The organism is Anabaenopsis sp. FSS-46, assembly GCF_029891665.1.
GTDB classification, from domain to species: Bacteria; Cyanobacteriota; Cyanobacteriia; order Cyanobacteriales; family Nostocaceae; genus Anabaenopsis; species Anabaenopsis arnoldii.
In genome coordinates this window covers 52,978-74,979 of sequence record NZ_JANQDG010000063.1, presented here as the reverse complement: position 1 = coordinate 74,979, position 22,002 = coordinate 52,978, and the positions used below count along the sequence as shown (strand labels likewise).

Below are 22,002 nucleotides of genomic sequence, written 5' to 3'. Positions count from 1 at the left end.
GTTTGGGACATCTCCATCCTTCGATTACTGTTTTAGGTTGCCCTTGGTGATTTTGCCGGTGCCTCCAGTCAGGAAAGAGAGATATTTCGGTTTAACTCTGACATCTCCACCAATAATGATGATGGTTGATGCCCAGCTGCCCCTGATCGCTACCAGGTTGCCATTCTTTAGTTTTTTGTTTTGCTGATTCTGAGTCTTCCACAACACAATCGAGTAAAACTTTTTGGGGGTATTGCCCTGCCACTCGTCTTGTAAAAAAGCCGCTGGTTACTACACCCATTTACTATTTTGGCATTCACCCCATTAATTGCAGAGTCGGCTTTATGCACAAAGACTCTGGGGATTACCGCCTCCAGGTTTTTCCACCCGTTGTTAATTTTGATTTTGGGCATGGGTTTGGCCTAGACGTTGCCACAATGTTTGATACAGTGTTTCAGGCACTGATGCATGTAGCGATCGCCCCAGTCTATTTTTTTTCTGAGCCGCTTGTAGGCAACTCATTTGGGGGCATATATAGGCAGAACGCCCCATCCCCTGATCTAATTGTACCTTTCCGGATGGAAAAACGCGGACAACCCGCCAAAAGTCTTCTTTCAAGCCGACTTGACGGCAACTAATACAACGTCGATAATTCGGTTTCATTGGTCTTATTTGACTACAGGGGAGCAATCTGGTTGTGAAAATAAAGTTGGCTTTACCAATCTTTACTTAATAGTGGCATGATTGATTCTGTGGTAATCATTAAGACTAGTAATCTTGTCAATAGTATAAGAACTGCATCAGACTCATAAGTTAATCTTGATCACTGATCTGAAAAATTCCTTCCTCCTGTTCTAGTTCCTCTTGGTTTTCATAATCTAGCTCCTCCAATTCCAGATCATCTGCCTCTGGTTTATATTGGGCTCGTGCAGCCGCGAACTTAGTATCCTCTCCCGTGTAATCGTACTTAGCTTTGTCTTTGATGTCGATTTTCCAACCAGTGAGACGGGCTGCTAAACGAACATTTTGTCCTTCCTTACCAATAGCTAAACTCAGTTGATCTTCAGCTACAAGTACGTGAGTTTGGCGGGTTTCAGGATCCATGAGACGGACTTCATCCACCCGGGCTGGACTCAAAGCGTTAGCAATATATGTAGATGGATCTGGAGACCAACGAATCACATCTATTTTTTCGCCACGTAATTCGTTGACTACTACTTGAATGCGTGACCCCCGTGCACCAATACAAGCGCCAACTGGGTCTACATCCCGCTCAAGGGTATCTACTGCAATTTTAGTCCGAGGACCCACATAACGGGAAGGCGGATTAGCTTCTCGTGCTACGGCAACAATTCTGACTACCTCATCTTCAATTTCTGGGACTTCGTTAGCAAACAGATAAACAACCAAACCAGCATCAGCACGGGATACTAGCAACTGAGGACCCCGTTGTTGCCCTTGGGAAACCTTTTTGAGATACACCTTAAAAGTAGCATTAGCCCGATAATTATCATTGGGGAGTTGTTCTCGCTTTGGTAATTCAGCTTCCACTTCCGGCTGACCAAAGCCACTGGCCACTGCCAAAATCACCGATTGTCTTTCAAACCGTAAAACTCTAGCTTGTAGGACAGTTCCTTCTAAGTCTTGGAATTCTTCTTGCACCATTTGGCGTTGCTGATCCCGGAGTTTCTGAGCCAGCACTTGCTTGGTTTGCATGGCTGCCATGCGACCAAATTCTCGCTGATCTGGGGTGACATCCAGCACTACAGAGTCTCCCAATTGTGCTTCAGGAGCGACCTGTTGCACTTCATCGAGGGATATCTGATGGTCGGAGTTCTCCACTGATTGCACAATGCTTTTCGTAGAAAGAACGCGAAATCCTTCCCCTTCGATGTCAAGTTCCACCTCGAAATTCTCAAAATACTCTTCATCAAATTGTCTTCGTTCTAAGTTTTGGGCGCGACGATAACGTTCGTAGCCTTTAAGCAATGCTTCTCTAATAGCTGACTGAACTGCTAGACGTGGCAAATTGCGCTCACGACTGATACTTTCAATTAATTCTTTTAATCCTGGTAAACTAACCATTGACATAAGTAATCTCCTTTAAAATCGAGTCTAAAAAAAATAGGGATAAGGAAAATTAGAGGCGCAACTAATCAACCCGCGCCCTGTCAAGTTTCCCAAGTTAGAGATAATTCATCAATTACCCCTAATAAACTCTCCTCTATACAAAGGGGTGGAGAGTGAGAAACTACACATTAGAGGCTTGGGATTAGAGAAAAGTTTGACTCTACTCCCTAGCCTTTTACTTCCAGTTACTGTTGTCTAGCTCCGAGTTCCTCACCTATGGGTGCTCATCTAGTTGCACCCTAGTAATCAGAGTGCGGGGAATTTCGATCACACGACCTTTTTGGTTTAAGTAAACAGTGACTTCATCCCGGCGAATCAACTGACCAATCCACTCTTGTTGTCCATCGTAGGGTTGGGAAGTGGAGATAATCACAGGAAATCCCTTAAAGGAAATAAATTCCCTGTCTGTAATTAATTGTCGTGAAATTCCAGGACTGGACACTTCCAAGACATAAGCATCTGGAATGATCTCCGCCGCATCTAAGGAAGCTTCTAAAGCGCGACTCATAAGCTCACAATCATTCAGTCCAGTGTCTTTTTGAGGGTTGCGGATATCTACCCTTAATACTGGAGGACGCTGGTTAGTCTGAAAAACTATGCCAACGAGTTCCAAGCCCAGTTCTGCTGCTACTGGTATTGCCAAATCGATAATTTGTGAAACTAAAGGATGAGTCATGCGAAATTTCAATAAAAAAAGTGGGCATCGACCCACTTCCTGCGATAGGGATATCTTCCAAGAAGTCTTGTGACGAATCAATAATGGTTCGTCTCTCTTCCGAGTTTAGCGCATTTCTTTAAGAGTCTATAGTAAATAGTCATTGGTCACTGGTGATTAGTCAATCTCATGTGCCCTTATCCTCCTCATTCCACTGATATCCATCATTTTGAGCTAATTTTTGTTCTTGACCGGGAGAATGTTATCGTTATCTACTGATGCTTGTATTTTTAGCTGTCTGGTTTGTTCCATAATCTGGTCTATGTCTTCTTGGGATAACTGCTGGACATAGTTGAGCTTAAGTTCTTCGAGGTAGTCAGACATTAAGCTTTGAATTTCGGCAATTACGTGTTTTTGCTGTACTTCTTCGGACAATATTTTGCTAAAGCTTTGGGCTAGTTGACTAGAAAGTCTGGCTCCTACGGGGTCTTTCATAGCTGTAGTGACTGCGCTGTAAAGGTTTATGGTAATTTGAGTTGCTAGTTGCTCACTGAGTTGGGCTTGTATATTACCTAATCCCCAAGGTACAAGGTGGCGATAAAGAGGGACTTGATTGATGGTAGTGGCAATATTGTGACGTAAAATGGCAATGATTTCTGGTTGAACTTTCGGCAGTACTTGATAGACTACAGTTTGCACTAAAATATTCGTGATCGCTTCTATTTCATTGATGTTGTTAATATTTATATAGGGACTCGCATTTTGTTTTTGCGTCAGCCATCTGGTGAAATCGCCGCTGCGAATTGAACCTTGAAGCTGGTTAATGACTCTGACTACCACTATTTCTGTGAGGTCTTCGGCAAAATTCGCTAATATTGATTGGTTTATTTGCTGCTGCAAGGGCTGAAGATTTAATAACCTGGCTTGGTGTAGGCGCACTGTTACCGGTATTACCCGTAACCAACGCCAAAAAGGCAATACTAAGAACAAGTCATACCAGCGCCACAATATAGCATTTACCCAGGTAAAATTGGGATGACGACTGCGCAAATAAAAGGAGCGCCCCAATAATTCTATGCCAAATAGCAAGATAAAGGGTAAATCAATCTGCCAAAAGTTATCAAGCAATTCCCCATTTTCCCCGATGCGGCGGAAATAGTTGCTGGCTATTAAAGGTCGGATTTGTCTGTTAAAAAAGTTAATCTCTTGGTTCCATCCTTGTGTCGATAAATACTCTCGACTCCAGAAGGTATTAAAAGACTGTTTTGCAGATTCTTGACCGATGCGATCGCGCATCCGATTTTTAGCTTTTTCAAAATTACCACCTTTATTCACTGCTGCAAAGGGGTTACCGTCCACCATCTCATTACTGAGACGACCAAGTTCTTCTAACTTAATTTTGGCTTCTGGGGAAGTTAGCCCTGTTTGACTCACCTGGTCTTGGAGTGCGTCTACTTTATTTAAATAATTTCTCGTTTCTCTATGGTCTTCAATACCCTTAACAGGGTCATAAACTCGGGTAATTTGGGGTAAATTCCGTAAATAGAAATCCCGCCACGGTATGTAAGTTAAGTTAAAAAATACTAAACATAAATTAACCGTGGCCATGATTGCCATGACCCTTTCAAAAAGCAGGTTTGATGATTTTAAAGGCTTTTGTTTACTCATTGACCGTGATTATTTGCTCACTGGTTGGGCTTGTGCAGGTATAATACGGATATATATACAGCACCTCTCCAGTCAATGAACTACACAGATATTAATAATGAACTACACAGATATTAATATAGTAAATCTCATGGCACAGGCAGGCAAGCCCGTCTTCTAAGCAGATGAGATATGCTGTATATTGAGGGTGCTGGTTTCGGGAAAAACTTGTCAATGAGTCACCCCTACTGTGAGGTGTATTCCTCCTCCTCCAGTTCTAAATCGCTGTCCTCTAGGGTTTGGTGGGGAATGGCGGCAATAATTGCATCTATCACTTTAGATACTGCTAATATCTCGATGTTAAAATCGGGGTATTTTTGCCCTTTAGGAACGATTGCTCGTTTAAATCCCAGTTTAGCAGCTTCTTTTAATCGTAGTTCCATTTGAGACACAGAGCGCACTTGTCCCCCTAATCCCACTTCACCAATTAATATTGTACCCGGCTCAACTATGCGATCGCGGAAACTGGCAACAATAGCGACGGCTATTCCTAAATCCACCGCTGGTTCCTCCACATTTAAACCACCCGCTGAGGCCACGTAAGAATCTAATTTTGACATGGGAATCCCAACCCGCTTCTCTAAAACAGCCAGAATCTGCACCAGGCGGTTATAGTCTATCCCTGTACCTGCACGCCGGGGAGAAGGGTAACTAGTAGGACTGACCAAAGCCTGTAATTCTACTACAATGGGGCGAGTACCCTCACAAGCTACTACAAGAGCCGTTCCCGGTGCTGGGTCATCACGGTTACCTAAAAATAACTCTGAAGGATTAGGCACTTCGCGCAGTCCGTTCTCTACCATTTCAAAAATACCAATTTCGTGAGTGGCACCGAAACGGTTCTTGACAGTTCTTAATAATCTGTGGGAGGCAAAGCGATCGCCCTCAAAATATAATACTGTATCTACTAAATGTTCTAAAACCTTCGGACCGGCGATGGCTCCTTCCTTGGTGACGTGTCCGACAATTAACATCGTAATATCTTCATGTTTTGCCACCTTCATCAAAGCCGCTGTACACTCCCTCACCTGGGCCACAGAACCCGGTGCTGAGGTCAGCGCCGGAAAAAATACTGTTTGAATACTGTCAATTACCGCCAGATTCGGCCTTAATGAGTCCATCTCCTTTAATATTTCTTCTAAGTCTGTTTCCGGTAATACATATAAATCAGCATTTATACTTTCTTCTCCTACCTCTGTTGCTGTGGCTTCTGATTGCTCACTAGTGACATGCTGGCTTTTTGATACTCCCAAGCGAGAGGCTCGCAATTTTACCTGTTGTCCTGATTCTTCTCCAGTGACGTAGAGAATGCGGTATTTTTGCGCTAACTGGTTTGATACTTGTAGTAGTAAAGTAGATTTACCAATTCCCGGATCACCACCAATTAGCACCATAGAACCAGGAACAACACCACCACCTAGCACCCGATCAAGTTCACCATACCCAGATTCCCAACGGGCGATTTGGCGATCGCTAATTTGATCAAATGTCAGGGAGGCTCTAGGTTTTGCTGGTTTAACGGTAGATTTACCAGGATTGTGAGTTCCTTGCCAACCAGTTATCCCACCCCTAGTCAGCACATCTACTGATGATTGAATCGTAATTTGCTCTTCTAAAGAATTATATGTACCACAAGCCGGACACTTACCAAACCACTGAGGAGATTCTGCTCCACACTCGTTACAAATGTAAAAGGTTTTAGGCTTTGCCATTCTTTAAAGTTTTTCAAAAATCTTAATGTTTTCTTAATTGTTGGTCAAAACTAAAATCAAATAAGAATAAGAGTTAGAGCTTTTTCCCAATCAATTGATGGAATGATATCTTAATATTATGGTATTAAAAATTAATCATGTTAAATTTTAGTTAAGGAGCATAGAGAAACTTGGAAAGCCATAAAGAAAAAATCTTGGTGGTAGACGACGAAGCCAGTATTCGCCGGATTTTGGAAACGCGCCTTTCCATGATTGGCTACGATGTGGTGACTGCGGGAGATGGAGAAGAAGCTTTAGAAACCTTTCGCAAATCAGAACCTGACCTAGTAGTGCTAGATGTGATGATGCCAAAGCTGGATGGCTACGGCGTATGTCAAGAATTGCGTAAAGAATCCGATGTTCCCATTATCATGCTAACAGCCTTGGGGGACGTTGCTGATCGCATCACCGGTCTAGAATTAGGTGCTGATGACTATGTTGTCAAACCATTTTCCCCCAAAGAGCTAGAAGCTCGCATTCGCTCAGTACTCAGACGAGTAGATAAAACAGGGGCTTCTGGTATTCCTAGCTCCGGCGTGATTCATGTTGGTAACATTAGAATAGACACCAACAAACGCCAAGTCTACAAAGGGGATGAGCGCATTCGGTTGACAGGTATGGAATTTAGTCTCCTAGAGTTACTAGTTAGCCGTTCCGGAGAAGCATTTTCTCGCTCAGAAATCTTACAGGAAGTATGGGGTTACACACCAGAACGCCATGTAGATACCCGTGTCGTAGACGTACATATTTCCCGTTTGCGGGCTAAATTAGAAGATGATCCTAGTAATCCAGAATTAATTCTCACAGCCAGAGGTACTGGTTATTTGTTTCAGAGGATAATTGAACCAGGCGAGGAATAAGCACAGTTGTAAAAAGTCAATAGTTGTATTCTCACAACTAATGACTAACCACTAATGACTAACCACTAATGGCCAAATCTGACCCCAATAAAATTTTACGCCGTTTACCCCTAGCTGTGGGTGGGTTAGGCGCTGTACTTTTGCTAATTAACCGATTGCTGACTCCAGAACTAACAGAGTCCCAAGCACGTGGGGATGTAGTGGGCGTAATTTTGAGTGCAGTTTTGATTCTCACAGGTTTAATATGGCAGCAAGTACAGCCGCGATCGCCTGATTCTGTAGAATTAATTGGAGAAGAAGGTTTTGTACTTGCACCAGACTTACCAGAGAGCGTCAAAACAGAACTAGCCTGGGCATCTCGTTTATTATTGACTAATACAGTCACCCGCTCACTGGTAGTAGTCTATAAAAACCAGGTTCTGCTGCGTCGTGGTATTCTGGGTGCTAAATCAAAAGTAATACCAGGTCCCATCCTCAAACGAGTATTGGAAACACAAAAGCCAATTTATCTCGTGGCTTTGAAAGTATACCCCGGGAGAATTGAATTTGATTACTTACCAGACAACACACAAGGTGTAATCTGTCAACCAATTGGTCAGGAAGGAGTGATGATTTTAGGAGCCAATGCACCCCGCAGCTACACCAAACAAGATGAACAATGGATTGCGGGAATTGCTGATAAATTAGGAGTAACTTTGCATTCCTCCCTGCTAGCTAATATGGAGATTTAAAACTTTATGCTTACTTATTGGCTACTAATTACCCTCATGGTAGTGGGGGTAATTGGTTCGGTGGTTCCCGGTATACCCGGAAGCAGTTTAATTCTAACTTCTATGATTATTTGGGGTATAATGGGTAGTTCCTTTGCAGCCATCAAAATCCCACTGGTTGTCACAATTGTAGTTTTAATTCTCAGCATCGCCGTAGATTTTCTAGCTGGCTACTTAGGAGCAAAAAAAGCCGGTGCTAGTAAGTGGGGACAAATCGGCGCTATCCTAGGATTGATATTAGGTTTTTTTGGCTTACTACCAACCTTGCCCTTCGGCGGACCTCTGTTAGGAATTTTATTAGGTCCGCTACTAGGCGCAATTATCGCTGAGTTGATTTACCGACGGGAACTATGGCCAGCAGTTAAGGCTGGTGTAGGCATTATAGTGGGTTCGGTAATTGGAAACTTAATTCAAGGAGTTTTAGCGATCGCCGCAGTTGTAGTTTTTATAGTCACAACTTGGCCTCAAGTATATGGAAGTTGAGACAATCAAGCCAAATTTAAAGATTTTTTAGCTTCATTAGCTACCGCTTCCACTTCGTCATCAGTAAGAGTTTCTAAAAGCAAGTGAGCATCAGCACCACCTAAACGACTCAAAGCTTGAACAAGCCTATAACGGATTTGCCAGTCGGAGCTAGTAATAAAGGGAGCTAACAGAGGAACTGCTTCCATATCTCCCAACTCACCCAACGAACTAATCGCAGCTGTTTGGACTAATTCATTTTTTGATGATAGTGCTTCTTTGAGTAGTTCAAAGCCCCGTGGATCACCCAACTCTCCCAATGTCGCAATAACACTAAACTGCACCAGCCATTCAGGGCTTGTATTGTAAAGTTGCTGTAAATCTTCAAAAGCATCTTCGAGTTTTAACGCCCCCAAACAATCAGCCGCAGCAGCTTGTACATCAGGTTCAGGGTCATTGAGCATACCGCGCAATACATCCAAAGACAACTCTAAATTTTGCTTTCCCAGAGTATCCATTTGACTTACTGCTGAGTATCTTACTCGCGAATTACGGTCACCCATAGCAACTTGAATCAGTTCAAAAGCTGTTGCTGGTTCCAGTTCACGAACTTGATTAACACCACGCAAGCGATCGCCCAGATTTTCCGAACTCAGCAACTGCCGGACAGACTCAGAAGTAATATTAGTAATATTCATTTATTTGTCCTAAATTTTGTAAATTTTTTCAAAAAGCCTTGAATATTAACTACTTGCCATAGCCCGAACAATATCACCACGGGTAAGGATACCAACCACCTGACTCTCGCCGTCAATCACTGGTAGGCGGTGAACATTACGTTCATGCATCAATTGTGCTGCTGCTTTCACAGTTTTATCCGGTGAAATACTTACAGCATTGGGACTCATTACCTCCCCAACAGTTTGTCCCAATACCTTGTGTAGTTCCCTTTCATAAGTAGCGGGATTTTGTAAATAGATGACGCTGTCTAGAAACATGATGTAAGCCGGAGGAGTCACACCAGTTTCTTGCCACATCAAGTCTGTTTCTGAAATAATACCCACCAGCTTACCCGCATTGTCCACCACTGGTAAACCACTAATGCGTTTTTCTGCCATAATTTGAATGGCCTCCTGAAGTGGAGTTTCCTTTCCCACAACAATTGGGTCACAGGTCATAACATCACTAACGGTCTTAGGCATTTGCTTACTGATACCCATGCAGTTAATGAAATATTATATCATCTCCCCGGCAACAGGATCACTACTTAGATAATGCAACAGGCTCCAGTACACCAAAAAGTCTTTTATTCAAAAATAATATCAATTTCTAACTTCCCGCCTTAACGCTGCGATAATTTGACTATTAGCCTCGGGAAAGGTAAATTTTTCCATATCATCCAAATCCACCCAGCAAATTTCATCGCACCCTATGGTTTGAGGAATACCCATAATTAGACGACAATGATACACCATCAGAGTAACCCGCAAATGAGTATAAGTATGATCAATAGTAATTAAATGCTCTCCCACTGCGATTTCTATGGCTAGTTCCTCTTTAATTTCTCGTTTAATACATTCTTCGATGGTTTCACCAGGCTCAATTTTGCCTCCGGGAAACTCCCATAAACCACCCATCACACCTTGGGGAATACGACGATCAATTAAAATTTGCTGATGCTGGTTATAAATTACCGCCACACCGATAATTTTGTGAGGTTGGCAAGAAGAACTAGTTGTACTCATATATTATCGGGGGGTGGAGACTCCGCTAAAGTAAAAAAGTTAAGGGGATTATTGGTGAGTCCGTCCTCCCCGGAGACTAAATGCCCTGCACGCACACCGATTGCCTGAAGGCGTTTGATGTAAGATTTAGGTAACAGTATTGACTTTTTTAGGAAAAATTAGAAATCATTAGTCAACTGCGTGATGATTCTCTTCGGTTCCTTGTAAAACAGTTTCAAAATGCATTCTCTGTTCAGCGTTTCGGATAAAATAACCACTAATCATTGCCGAAGCCAGTAGCTGACCAAGACTTTCACGACTGGTGGTGATTGTAATGTCGAAGTGTTCTGAAGGTAGGTTGCCTAATAATCCAATGATATTACGCTCCATTACCTGAATAACTTCAGAGGAAGTTGGCTTTGATAGTTGGGTAACTGTGTCCGGAGTCAGAGATTTAACGTATTGCCACAGTAAGTTAGTAGTTTCTGAATCACCGTTAAAAAATTCTGAGACCTTCTTGGATTGGTTACTCATCTTGTACCTCCTGTACTCACACTACTAACTGTAGTGTGGTGTTTGCAACTTGAATAATAATTTAGTTATTTGAACAGCCGATAAACTGTTCCTATCAATCTAATTTAACAGTCTAAGTCCATGCTTAAAGTCGATGTAACCGTACCTCCAGTAGCGTACTTTCTCATCTTAACCTAAACTCTGCTCACAAGTATTCCTGAGAAAGACGCGATCACTCGCGTCTGTACTCAACTTGCTAAATATTCGTTCATGTTAGCTTTAGATTTACGAAGTTTACTTAAGGCTTCTCGTTCGATTTGCCGGACTCGTTCACGACTAATCTGGAGAAGATCACCTATTTTCGCTAAAGTTAGAGCCTGTCCATCTAGTAAGCCAAAGCGCAATTTAATTACCTCCTTTTGTTGCGGGGTAAGTTCATCCATGAGGCGCTCTAAGTCAGAAGATAGAGAAGACTGCATGACAAACTCTTCTGGAGAAGCTCCGGGATCTTCTAACATTTCCCCCAGTTCGGTGTCGTAGTTATCACCCAACCGCAAATCTAAAGATAAAGGTAACCGCGCCTTTTCCAGATACTCTCGTACCTGTTTGGGTGTTAAATCTAACTCTAGAGCCAGTTCAGCAGCTGACGGTGCGCGTCCCAGTTGTTGCGATAATTGCCGTTGTGCCTTTTTGATTTTATTAAGTTTTTCAGTAATGTGAATTGGTAAGCGGATAGTCCGAGCCTTTTCAGCGATCGCCCTGGTGATGGCTTGACGTATCCACCAATAAGCATAGGTAGAAAATCTGTACCCCTTGGTGGGGTCAAACTTTTCTACACCCCGCTGCATCCCAATACTACCTTCTTGAATCAAATCTAATAGATCAACGTTACGCTTAATGTACTTTTTGGCAACTGATACTACCAGACGCAAATTGGCTTCTACCATCTTGCGTTTAGCGATTTCACCCTGGGCGATCGCATCTTCCAACTCTGTTACTTCTAGATTTGCAGCTTTCGCCCACTCTTCTAGACTAGGTTGACGACCCTTCTGGTTAACCAGAGAATCCCTGACATCGTGCAAAATACGAGAAAATTGCACCTGTTTACCGTAGAAAATTTCCTCCTCGTGGGTTAAGAGTGGCACACGGCCAATCTCACGCAGGTAAGTCCGCACGAGGTCTGTGGCTGTCTGAGCGGTCTTCATGGCGCTACTCTTTGGTAATTAATGATGGATGTAACGGTAGGGTAATTAACTGATCTTTGTTGTTGTGGGATATAACCCACTGAGAATAATAACTGTTGCTCAGGTTACTACTTTATACATTCCGATGTGATCATCGGCTACTTTGTTCCCTGGCTTAGGGCTTGGCGGCTAGACTCTATAATTTATGTCTCATTTTCCACATCTGTCTTAGGTTAGATAAAACTTAATAAATCAAACATTTCTTGTATCTATATTAAAAACTGTAACATTTATGATAAAAGATGCCAATACCTGTAGACGCTGATTTTTGTGACATTTGCTAATGGATATCATTATCTTTAGCAATGGTTAGAAACACTACCAGTGGACATAATTGGCGAAATCCACAGGTTTAATCACCATAAGTGTTCTATTTTGCACTTTTCCTCCTGTTTTAATCTATGCGTCTTGCGAGAGACACAATTTATAGAGTTCGATCACATTTGTATCCTCTTGATTACGAAAGACCTTAACCCCGCACCATAGCTGTGCTAAGAGCGTATCCAGACTTATCCCATTACGAAATACTAATCGTATTCGCTCATATTTCTTAACATATCTCAATATAAATAATAATTATGGTTCTATAATAATTACTTAATTTTTCCTGTAAATACTGCTGAGTGGACATTACCCAAAAAAGCAAAGTGGTCAACTTTGCCTGACCACTTTGTTCGTATAAGCCCGAAATTCTCAGGTGCTAGCCCCTAATTCACCCACCTTGCAGTAATCTTGGATCACCTTGACATCTAAAGTAGTATTTTGCAGCGAACGAATAGCTGCCACAGTAGCTCTAGCGCCAGCAATAGTAGTCACAATGGGGATTTTGTAGGCTAAGGCTGTACGCCGGATTAACCTAGCATCAGTTTGGGCTTCTTCCCCAGAAGGTGTATTAATAATCAATTGAATTTTCTGATTTTTAATTGCATCCAGCACGTGGGGACGACCTTCATGGAGTTTCAGGACTAACTCAACATCTAGCCCGTGTTCCTGGAGGACACGGCGTGTACCTAATGTAGCCATGACCGTAAAGCCCAATTGCATCAGTTCCTTCACCACATTCGCCGCGTCAGATTTATCGCGATCGCTCATGGAGACAAACACAGTACCCTTAAGCGGTAAAAACTCTCCAGCAGCTAATTCTGCCTTAGCAAAAGCCCGCCCAAAGTCGGTGTCAATCCCCATTACCTCACCAGTCGAGCGCATTTCTGGCCCTAATATAGTGTCAGTTCCCGGAAATTTATTAAACGGTAATACTGCTTCCTTGACAGCGATATGAGATGGAATCACTTCCTGAGTTAAGTTGAGTTCTGCTAAAGTTTTCCCCGACATAATTAAAGATGCCAGTTTTGCTAAAGGTACACCCGTAGCTTTAGATACAAATGGCACAGTACGCGAAGCCCGGGGGTTAGCCTCTAGAATATAAACTTGGGGAGAATACCCTTGCGCGCCCACAACAGCAAACTGAATATTCATCAATCCCACCACAGACAATGCTTGAGCTAATTGCACCGTCCAAGTGCGGATTTGTTGCAGAACTGCTGGAGACAGGGAAATGGATGGTAGAGAACAGGCAGAATCCCCTGAGTGAATACCCGCCTGCTCAATGTGTTCCATAATGCCACCAATCACCACATTACCCGTGTGGTCAGCGATGGCATCCACATCGACTTCAATGGCATTTTCGAGAAACTTATCAATTAAAATAGGATGATCTGGTTCTACCTGAACGGCAAAGGTCATGTAACGTTCTAATTCTGTATCAGAATAGACAATTTCCATGGCTCGTCCTCCCAAGACGTAACTAGGGCGCACTACCACTGGATAACCAATGCGTTGAGCGACAATCAGCGCATCTTCGTAACTGCGAGCAATACCATTAGGGGGTTGAGAAATATTCAACTGATTAAGAATCTTCTCGAAACGTTCTCGATCTTCCGCCATGTCAATGGAATCCGGCGATGTTCCCCAAATTTTCGTGGGGAGATCGGTGTTCTGGTTAAGAAATTCCTGTAAAGGAACCGCCAATTTTAGGGGTGTTTGTCCCCCAAACTGAATAATTATACCTACGGGATTTTCAGCTTCGATAATGTTGATCACATCTTCTTTGGTTAACGGCTCAAAGTACAGGCGATCGCTCGTGTCATAATCTGTAGAAACCGTTTCAGGATTAGAATTAACCATAATTGTCTCAAATCCCGCTTTCTTCAAAGCATAGGCCGCGTGACAACAACAATAGTCAAACTCAATTCCCTGGCCGATGCGGTTAGGACCACCGCCCAAAATCATCACTTTCGGCTTAGTGGTGGGTAAAACCTCGGTTTCTGCTTCGTAGGTAGAGTAATAGTAAGGAGTGAAAGCTTCAAACTCAGCCGCACAGGTATCTACAGTTTTATAAACCGGAATTACTCCCAATTGTTTACGGTAATTGCGGACTTCATCCTCACTCGTCTTAGTAGCAAAGGCAATCTGGCGATCGCTAAAGCCATCCCGTTTAATTGCATATAAATGCTCTTTTGTCAACTGGTGTAAAGGTGTGCGCTTCAGGAACTTTTCCACATCCAGCAGTTGCTGCATTTTATCCAAGAACCACGGATCAATGGCCGTAAGTTCGTAGATTTCCTCGCTACTTAACCCCAATTGTAAAGCATGGCGCACCGCAAAAATGCGATCGGGATGAGGGGTTCGCAATTGAGCGCGAATTTGTTCACCACTTGGCAACTTTTCCGATTGGTCACAACCCCAGCCAGCCCGTCCAGTTTCTAGAGAACGGAAAGCCTTTTGGAAAGACTCATTAAATGTCCGCCCAATGGCCATGGCTTCACCCACTGACTTCATTTGAGTTGTCAGCACAGGGTCAGAACCAGGAAACTTTTCAAAAGCGAAGCGGGGAATTTTAGTAACTACATAGTCAATAGTCGGTTCAAAGGATGCGGGGGTTTGCTTAGTGATATCATTTTTAATTTCATCCAGGGTGTATCCCACAGCTAGCTTGGCCGCAATTTTGGCAATGGGGAACCCCGTAGCTTTGGAAGCTAGGGCGGAACTGCGGGAAACACGAGGGTTCATTTCAATTACCACCACATCACCAGTCACGGGATTAACCGCAAATTGGATATTAGAGCCGCCGGTTTCTACGCCAATCTCCCGGATAATTTTAATTGCCATATCCCGGAGCCTCTGATATTCCTTATCAGTCAGCGTTTGGGCAGGGGCAACAGTAATGGAATCACCCGTGTGAATCCCCATCGGGTCTAGGTTTTCAATCGAACAGATAATCACTACATTATCTGCCAAATCCCGCATGACTTCCAACTCGTATTCTTTCCAACCGAGTAGGGATTGGTCTATGAGAATTTGCGACACTGGGCTAGCATCTATACCTACCTGTGCCATTTCTTCAAATTCTTCTTGATTATAGGCAATACCGCCACCAGTCCCCCCCATTGTAAAGGCAGGACGTATAATTAGGGGATAACTGCCAATGCGATCGGCGATTTCTTTGGCCGCTGATAAAGATGAAGCCGTACCACTAGGACAAACAGCCACCCCGATTTTTTCCATAGCTTCATTAAACAGTTTGCGGTCTTCCGCTTTCTCGATGGCTGGTAATTTAGCGCCGATTAGTTCAACGTTATACTTATCCAATGCGCCATTTTTCGCTAGGGCTACGGCAAGATTGAGTGCTGTTTGTCCTCCCATGGTAGGTAGGAGGGCATCAGGGCGTTCTTTGGCGATAACCTTTTCGACCATATCCGGTGTTAGTGGCTCAATATAGGTGCGATCCGCTGTTTCTGGATCAGTCATAATTGTTGCCGGGTTAGAATTAACTAAGACTACTTCATAGCCTTCTTCTCGCAGTGCTTTACAGGCTTGAGTACCGGAGTAGTCGAATTCACAGGCTTGACCGATGACGATAGGACCAGAGCCTAACAGTAGTATTTTCCGGATGTCTTGACGGCGGGGCATAGTTGTTGCGTTGGAGTAAGAGAATACAAATCCTGATTATTTTAAAGGTCTTTCGCCTTTGTCAGATTATTTATTATTAAGTTTTCCAGGTTGGATAGCGCATAGGGACTGGGGGGCGCTTACCTAATACGCCAGCCATTGTATCAAGGAAACTACTATAGCCTACCTTTTTGTGGATGTACTGTCCTTGTGCAGTATGGCTGATTACAAAATATATGAATCCTCCATAAGTTCCACTGCTTTTCCCACCATCAAGCAATTTTTGAGGTAAAGGTCTAATTTTCTTCCCATGTCCCGTCACATTTTTATTAAGATATGTAAGTTTTCTAGTAATAGAATAAATTATCAATAACAGAAATTGGACTATTAGTAAATATCTTCAATTGCAACTAATACTTTTTAGAATATATCTGAGAACTTTATCTAATTTGAGTGATTGGAAATCATATCTACTACGACAAAAGCCACGAAACCGGGCTTAAAAGCCTTGGTATAGTAGCGAATTATTTTCGCCAAAAACTTTTCATATATCCTCGAAGTTTCATGGTCAGTTTATGTTCTAACTAGCTTGAACATTATTGCCATACATTAAAAAAGCAGGTGTTTCAACCCTTGGGAGTTAAAACACCTGGCTTTTGTATATCTTCTTAATGTTTAAGTCTGTCAACTACTATCTGAGAGCAGACTTGACGCGAATCCAATTATCAAACTCTAATTTTCAGCAGTTTGGACAAATCCTAAAGTTAAGCTATCTTTACCCAGGAAATGAGCTAAATGGTAAGCCCTTTCCTCAGTTTTTAACAGAATTTGTTCATAGAGATAGCGGGTACCACGGTCGCCTAAACTCTCTGCCTGAGAAGCTTGACGACGAATAACCTTAATAATGGCTTGTTCTGCTGCTAAATCATTTTCTATCATTTGGCGGCAAGAATATACACCGTCGGGTTCTGGCTCAAAACAGGTAAGTTCCGCTAACTTACTAAAACTAGCCGCTGGTACACCACCCAGCCCGTTTAGGCGCTCGCCAATTTCATGGACATGACTTTGTACTTGTTCGTAGTTGTCGCTAAAGAACTCATGCAGTGAGTAAAATTCTGAACCTTCTACTACAAAATGATGCTTTTGATATTGTAAATATAGTGCTTGGAAGCTAGCTAACACAACGTTGAAACCTTCTGTTACCGGAGCAGTAACACTATGATCTAGCAGTACAGGATTGTCATAAACCTGACCAAAATTTTGTACTAAAGTTTGTGTATCAGACATTGTTCTCCTCGCTTTTTCACAGTTATGGCTTTTAACTGCTTATCTTTTATATATTAACATTTTTAGAAGAAATCAACAGCGATTAATAACAAAAAAATTAGATTTTTATTTCTGTAAATATGGTTTTTTATGAGAACTGGAATGATGCCAGGGATCTCATCACAGTTATGATTAATCAACTAATAACAGTATCTAGCAATTATTTTCTAAACATAACCAATCTCATCCCTTCCAACTTTCAGGTTTTTCATCAGCAAAGGAGATGATCTTTACGTTTCCACCCGCCAAACAACCCAGGTAATTAGGGGAATTAGTAAAATTTTAACCTTCTAGGGGATGAAGTTTAACAATTTCAGTCATTTTCCCGCTCAAACATGGGAGATTTCCAGTCATTGGTCGCAATGAGTCACAACTCAATCGCCTATTCCTCCCACACTCACCACTACCCACTTCCTAATTCATAACCGGAAAGTATGAGAAATTTGTGATCTTTTTTTGATTCAATTGAGAAAACTTTTCATTTAAGGTATGCTGATATTAAAGAGGCATTATTCCCCAAGATTTTTCAGTTCAGGGGCTTAAAGCACTAATGGGTTGCAAGTTGAGGGCTAGTCTGTTGAAACGGTTACGTTCACAAATCGAGAAAAATTTTATTGTAGGCGTAGAGGTGGACTGGGCAGACCGATGGCAAGTGTATAAACGCTTACATGAATTAGATATCCCCTGTTCCTGTGAGACTAACCAACCATTGAGGGTTGAGATTAACACCCCTTTAGCAATGGTTCAAGTCTGGTCTGTAATACAGCAGTTAACAGCATCTCGACAGGATTTGATTTGGAGTCTGGAATGCTGCTGGAAAAGTCGTTACCGAAATTTCTGAAGTTTTGACACACAACACCTATTTAGGCTGAGTTAGTTAAGGAGAGATTAAGCAAAATGAGTGCATCTTACAGTAGAGAAATATCGGAATTTCGCCTAGAAGGAAAATTCATAGATTTTGTCATTAAAGATGGCTACAACCTCAAGGGCTTGTTATTAGACACTGCTGAGGGTGAATGCTATGTTAAACTTGCTAAACATTTACGCGCGGCTTTTGACTTGCGTTTAGCGCCTGGTAGTTGGCTGCAAGTTGTTGGTTCTCAAAAGCATGATATAAAAAAAGATAAAGTTATATTCAAAGCGGAGCGTGTGATGGCAGTACGTTCTCATATCGAGACGGTTGCAACGGTTACCTCAGTCATAGAACCCCCGGACATCAAAAACACGCAGGAAAAAATAAGTAAAAATAAAGACACTATTTTGGTGTGTCACAAGTCTGATTGTATGAAGCGTGGCGGTAAAGCAGTTTGTCAAGCATTGGAGGCTGCTTTAAGTCATCGTGGGTTGGAAGATCAAGTGAGTATTAAAGGTACTGGGTGTATGAAAAAATGCAAGGCTGGCCCTAATATAGTGATGCCAGACAAAACCCGTTATAGTCGTATTCCATATACACAAGTTCCGGCAATTATGGATAAGCATTTTGCTCACTGCAAGAAGCAACAGCAGTCACATAATTGCCCACAGGGGGTCATACATCATCGGGAAATTGGTTGAAACCGCTGGTAAGGTTGTGATCCTTCCATAAAATATTCTTTGTCTTGCCTGTTGTTTGGCAATGGGTATTGGCAATTATTATTAATAATCATTTTCGGCTGAAGTTGAAGGCGATCGCCCTAGGATTGACTGTACAATCTAGGCGATCGCCTAATATTTTCCTGTGGCAAAAATAGGCTAAACAACCGCAATACAATCGATTTCTACCAAAACATTCTTTGGTAGACGAGAAACCTGGACACAAGCACGGGCTGGGGCTGTAGCTTCAGGAAAATATTGAGCATAAACCGCATTGACTACGGCAAAATCATTCATATCAGCTAAAAATACTGTAGTTTTGACCACACTTTCAAATGTGGCACCAGAGGCTGTCAGAATAGCTTCTAGATTAGCCATAACTTGCTCAGTTTGCTTTTTAACATCATCTGTGTAGATGACATCACCCAGTCGGGGGTCAATGGCAATTTGTCCAGCCACAAAGATCATTTGACCGTTAGCGGCGATGGCTTGATTATAAGGTCCCACCGGAGCCGGTGCTTTATCAGTACGAATTACTTGACGATTCATAGATATCATGTTTTCTAATAATGTTTCCCCTGTGCCAATTTCTCCCTCACAGGTGTTTGGCTGTTGGTAAACTTCCCCATCAGGCATTATTGCACCAGTGAGGTCAGCATTGTCAAAGCTCGCCCCATAAATATTGGCTCCGGTTAAAATTGCCCGTTGTAAATTTGCACCATCGAAATTTGCTAGCATTAAATTTGCATCTGTCAGACAGACTCTTTCCAAATTAGCCCCTTGCAAACAGGCCCCCTTGAGGTTTGCTTGTTCTAGAGAAGCCCCAACTAAATTCGCCTGAGCTAAATTCACCCCTGACAAATTAGATTTATCTAACCGGACTCCCCGAAGTTGGGCTTTGTGCAGATTGCAGTTTTCCCATAATGCTTTCATCAGATTAGTATGGATTAGGTTAGCTTGGGTGAAATTTGCGCCAGAAAGATTCGCCTCTTCCAAATTTGCAAAACTTAAATCAACACCAGTCAGGTCAGCCCAACTTAAATTAAGCCGATAGCCCCTAATTTGAGTCAAATTTGTACATTTTAAAGCAGCCCTAGACAGATTTGCTTCCCAGAGATTAGCTTTTTTTAATTTAGCTTCACTTAAATCTACTCCACTTAAATCTGTTTTGTGTAAATCTATATCATTTAACTGTGCCCCTCTCAAGTCTACACCGCTAAAATTGGCGTTTTGAAATTGCCGTTCTCCTGCGGCATATTGCTCTAACAATTCCTCAACATTCATAATGCACCCTCAAGTACTACCAACACATTATAGAGTAATAATTTATTCATTTTATTCTATGTACATCTGTGGTTAATTAATCAAAACCCAACTGGGGACGTAGCCCATAATGGCGATAATGCCAATAATCCCGGAGAATGCGATCATGGTCAAAACATAAATTACTCGGTACACGCCAAGACTCAAAAATGCCTATATTTTTGGCATCATCACCTGCCATTGGTTCCCCCGTGGCTGTTGCTAAAAACACAATGCTGATGGTATGCTGACGGCGATCGCGACTAGGGTCAGAATATACCAAGAATTGTGTAATTAACTCGACTTTCAAACCCGTTTCTTCCTCAGCTTCCCTTCGCGCCGCCACTTCGACAGGTTCACCATAATCAACAAAACCACCGGGAATAGCCCAACCAAAAGGTAAATTATGCCGCTCAATTAATACTATTGGTCGATGTGGACGGTCTACCAATTCAATAATGATGTCAACGGTGGGTGCGGGGTTTCTGTAAGTCATGATAGATTTGATGGGATAACTTCTTGTTATATTTGAACTTAAATATGCCTTTTCCCAGATCCAGTGGTATTTTATTGCATCCTACATCCTTCCCCAGCCGGTTTGGTATTGGAGATTTAGGCTTAGAAGCCTATAAATTTATTGATTTTCTCAGAGAGAGTTACCAGCAATATTGGCAAGTTTTACCTTTAGGACCAACGGGATACGGTAATTCTCCTTATGCTGCATATTCAGCTATGGCGGGAAACCCCATGCTCATCAGTCCAGAACAGCTGCAAGAGCAAGGTTTACTAACTGAAGAGGACTTTGCTAATCTACCAGTATTTAACGACTCTCAGATAGACTACGAGGGAGTCAAGTCTCTCAAGACTGCTTTGCTACAAAAAGCTTGTAATCATTTTCAAGTTAAGGCTACACCTTTACAACAAAAGGAATTTGCTGGTTTTTGTGACAGCAAAGCCTATTGGTTAGATGATTACGCCTTATTTATGGCGCTCAAAGACACTCATAATAATACCAGTTGGCATACTTGGGAGGCGGAACTGGTCAAGCGTGAACCAGCAGCAATAGATAAAGCTAGGGAAAAATTAAAATCGGAAATCTTCTATTATAAGTTTGTCCAATTTGAATTTTTCCGCCAGTGGTCTGAACTTAAATCCTATGCCAATATGAGCGGCATTTACATTATTGGCGATATTCCCATTTATGTAGCCCAAGATAGTGCTGATGTGTGGGCGCACCCCGAGATATTTTGTCTTGATGAAGAAACCAGAGAACCAGCTTTAATGGCGGGAGTTCCACCGGATTACTTTAGTGAAACTGGTCAATTATGGGGTAATCCTGTTTATAATTGGCAAGAATTACAAAAGCAAGATTTTAAATGGTGGGTGGGTCGATTTGAAGCGATGCTCGATTATATAGATGTGATTCGCATTGACCATTTCCGCGGATTTGAAGCCTACTGGGCTGTGGAAAGGGGAGAAGAGACAGCCATGAATGGAGAGTGGTTGAAAGCTCCAGGAGATGAGTTATTTGATGCGATTAAAGCGAAACTAGGTACACTACCAGTTTTAGCGGAAGATTTGGGGGTAATTACCCCAGAAGTAGAAGCATTACGGGACAAGTATGAATTTCCTGGGATGAAAGTTTTGCAGTTTGCTTTTGGTTCTGATCCCGGTAATCCTTTTTTACCTTTTAACCATACACGTAATGCTGTAGTTTATACGGGTACTCACGATAATGACACAACTGTAGGCTGGTTTAATCAAGCTAACGATTGGGAAAAGCGCAATTTATTACTTTATTTAGGTTGCATTAGTCCAGAAGGTGTCCACTGGGATGTAATTCGACTGGCTTTGAGTTCCATCGCTAATCAAGCAATTATTCCTTTGCAGGATATTTTAGGTTTAGCAAGCGAGGCGCGAATGAACTTTCCCAGCACTGCTGAGGGTAACTGGGGTTGGCGTTACCAGTCCTCATTGTTAACAAGAGAACTAGGAGAGCGTCTGAAAAATCTGACTCAACTTTATGGACGCGCACCCCAGGAGAAGTGAGGAATAAACA

21 protein-coding genes are annotated in these 22,002 nt (G+C 42.3%); 7 read left to right on the top strand and 14 right to left on the bottom strand.

Going from position 1 to position 22,002, the window contains the following annotated elements; all coding sequences use genetic code 11:
- Window positions 1–372: 372 nt before the first annotated feature.
- From NWP21_RS06900 to radA, 5 genes are all read right to left on the bottom strand, one after another.
- Entirely contained in the window at window positions 373–642 is a 270-nt protein-coding gene (locus tag NWP21_RS06900; protein WP_271731773.1) for a YlxR family protein, read from the bottom strand.
- 150 nt (window positions 643–792) lie between these two features.
- Window positions 793–2,070 carry a transcription termination factor NusA gene (nusA, locus tag NWP21_RS06895; protein WP_280792118.1) on the bottom strand — a complete coding sequence of 426 codons (1,278 nt, stop codon included), beginning with the start codon at window positions 2,068–2,070 and terminating at the stop codon, window positions 793–795.
- 253 nt (window positions 2,071–2,323) lie between these two features.
- A complete protein-coding gene (gene rimP / locus NWP21_RS06890; RefSeq protein ID WP_271731771.1) occupies window positions 2,324–2,785 on the bottom strand; it encodes a ribosome maturation factor RimP in 462 nt (153 codons plus the stop codon).
- 213 nt (window positions 2,786–2,998) lie between these two features.
- The gene (locus NWP21_RS06885; protein ID WP_280792117.1) at window positions 2,999–4,432 is read right to left on the bottom strand and encodes a hypothetical protein; all 1,434 of its coding nucleotides are present in this window, start codon (window positions 4,430–4,432) and stop codon (window positions 2,999–3,001) included.
- Between the two features lie 224 nt (window positions 4,433–4,656).
- Window positions 4,657–6,183 (bottom strand): DNA repair protein RadA, encoded by a 1,527-nt coding sequence (gene radA, locus NWP21_RS06880; protein WP_280792116.1) that lies wholly within the window; start codon window positions 6,181–6,183, stop codon window positions 4,657–4,659.
- A 170-nt stretch (window positions 6,184–6,353) separates the two neighbouring features.
- On the opposite strand from radA, the gene rpaB reads away from it, so the two are divergent.
- The 3 genes from rpaB (at window position 6,354) to NWP21_RS06865 (ending at window position 8,335) form a co-directional block, all read left to right on the top strand.
- Window positions 6,354–7,082, top strand: a complete 729-nt coding sequence (rpaB, locus tag NWP21_RS06875; RefSeq protein ID WP_200989741.1) for a response regulator transcription factor RpaB — start codon at window positions 6,354–6,356, stop codon at window positions 7,080–7,082.
- Between the two features lie 68 nt (window positions 7,083–7,150).
- Complete coding sequence (locus NWP21_RS06870; RefSeq protein ID WP_280792114.1) at window positions 7,151–7,813, top strand: cofactor assembly of complex C subunit B; 663 nt, start codon at window positions 7,151–7,153, stop codon at window positions 7,811–7,813.
- A gap of 6 nt (window positions 7,814–7,819) precedes the next feature.
- Entirely contained in the window at window positions 7,820–8,335 is a 516-nt protein-coding gene (locus NWP21_RS06865; RefSeq protein ID WP_280792113.1) for a DUF456 family protein, read from the top strand.
- Window positions 8,336–8,340: 5 nt separating this feature from the next.
- On the opposite strand, the gene nblB is transcribed toward NWP21_RS06865, so the two are convergent.
- From nblB to NWP21_RS06830, 7 genes are all read right to left on the bottom strand, one after another.
- Entirely contained in the window at window positions 8,341–9,012 is a 672-nt protein-coding gene (gene nblB, locus NWP21_RS06860; protein WP_280792112.1) for a phycobilisome degradation protein NblB, read from the bottom strand.
- A gap of 45 nt (window positions 9,013–9,057) precedes the next feature.
- Complete coding sequence (locus tag NWP21_RS06855) at window positions 9,058–9,516, bottom strand: CBS domain-containing protein (RefSeq protein ID WP_271760375.1); 459 nt, start codon at window positions 9,514–9,516, stop codon at window positions 9,058–9,060.
- Window positions 9,517–9,636: 120 nt separating this feature from the next.
- Window positions 9,637–10,059 carry an 8-oxo-dGTP diphosphatase MutT gene (gene mutT, locus NWP21_RS06850; RefSeq protein ID WP_280792111.1) on the bottom strand — a complete coding sequence of 141 codons (423 nt, stop codon included), beginning with the start codon at window positions 10,057–10,059 and terminating at the stop codon, window positions 9,637–9,639.
- A 168-nt stretch (window positions 10,060–10,227) separates the two neighbouring features.
- On the bottom strand, window positions 10,228–10,572 hold the full coding sequence (locus NWP21_RS06845; protein ID WP_280792109.1) for a DUF760 domain-containing protein: 345 nt from the start codon (window positions 10,570–10,572) through the stop codon (window positions 10,228–10,230).
- A gap of 227 nt (window positions 10,573–10,799) precedes the next feature.
- A complete protein-coding gene (locus NWP21_RS06840) occupies window positions 10,800–11,756 on the bottom strand; it encodes an RNA polymerase sigma factor, RpoD/SigA family (RefSeq protein ID WP_271731761.1) in 957 nt (318 codons plus the stop codon).
- 732 nt (window positions 11,757–12,488) lie between these two features.
- Complete coding sequence (gene carB / locus NWP21_RS06835; RefSeq protein WP_271731760.1) at window positions 12,489–15,764, bottom strand: carbamoyl-phosphate synthase large subunit; 3,276 nt, start codon at window positions 15,762–15,764, stop codon at window positions 12,489–12,491.
- A 711-nt stretch (window positions 15,765–16,475) separates the two neighbouring features.
- Window positions 16,476–17,030 carry a Dps family protein gene (locus tag NWP21_RS06830; RefSeq protein WP_271731759.1) on the bottom strand — a complete coding sequence of 185 codons (555 nt, stop codon included), beginning with the start codon at window positions 17,028–17,030 and terminating at the stop codon, window positions 16,476–16,478.
- Window positions 17,031–17,646: 616 nt separating this feature from the next.
- On the opposite strand from NWP21_RS06830, the gene NWP21_RS06825 reads away from it, so the two are divergent.
- From NWP21_RS06825 to NWP21_RS06815, 3 genes are read left to right on the top strand one after another with little or no spacing between them, the layout of a single operon-like run.
- A complete protein-coding gene (locus NWP21_RS06825; RefSeq protein ID WP_271731758.1) occupies window positions 17,647–17,910 on the top strand; it encodes an Asr1405/Asl0597 family protein in 264 nt (87 codons plus the stop codon).
- Between the two features lie 56 nt (window positions 17,911–17,966).
- Window positions 17,967–18,623, top strand: coding sequence for a (2Fe-2S) ferredoxin domain-containing protein (locus NWP21_RS06820; protein WP_280792107.1), 657 nt, complete (start codon window positions 17,967–17,969; stop codon window positions 18,621–18,623).
- Between the two features lie 44 nt (window positions 18,624–18,667).
- Window positions 18,668–18,799, top strand: coding sequence for a hypothetical protein (locus NWP21_RS06815; RefSeq protein WP_280792106.1), 132 nt, complete (start codon window positions 18,668–18,670; stop codon window positions 18,797–18,799).
- A gap of 1 nt (window position 18,800) precedes the next feature.
- Here NWP21_RS06815 and NWP21_RS06810 read toward each other — a convergent pair whose 3' ends face one another.
- On the bottom strand, window positions 18,801–19,925 hold the full coding sequence (locus NWP21_RS06810) for a Rid family detoxifying hydrolase (protein WP_280792104.1): 1,125 nt from the start codon (window positions 19,923–19,925) through the stop codon (window positions 18,801–18,803).
- A gap of 76 nt (window positions 19,926–20,001) precedes the next feature.
- Window positions 20,002–20,439 (bottom strand): NUDIX hydrolase, encoded by a 438-nt coding sequence (locus NWP21_RS06805; RefSeq protein WP_280792103.1) that lies wholly within the window; start codon window positions 20,437–20,439, stop codon window positions 20,002–20,004.
- A 44-nt stretch (window positions 20,440–20,483) separates the two neighbouring features.
- On the opposite strand from NWP21_RS06805, the gene malQ reads away from it, so the two are divergent.
- Window positions 20,484–21,992: a 4-alpha-glucanotransferase gene (gene malQ / locus NWP21_RS06800; RefSeq protein ID WP_271731753.1), complete on the top strand. Its 1,509-nt coding sequence runs from the start codon at window positions 20,484–20,486 to the stop codon at window positions 21,990–21,992.
- Window positions 21,993–22,002: the final 10 nt, after the last annotated feature.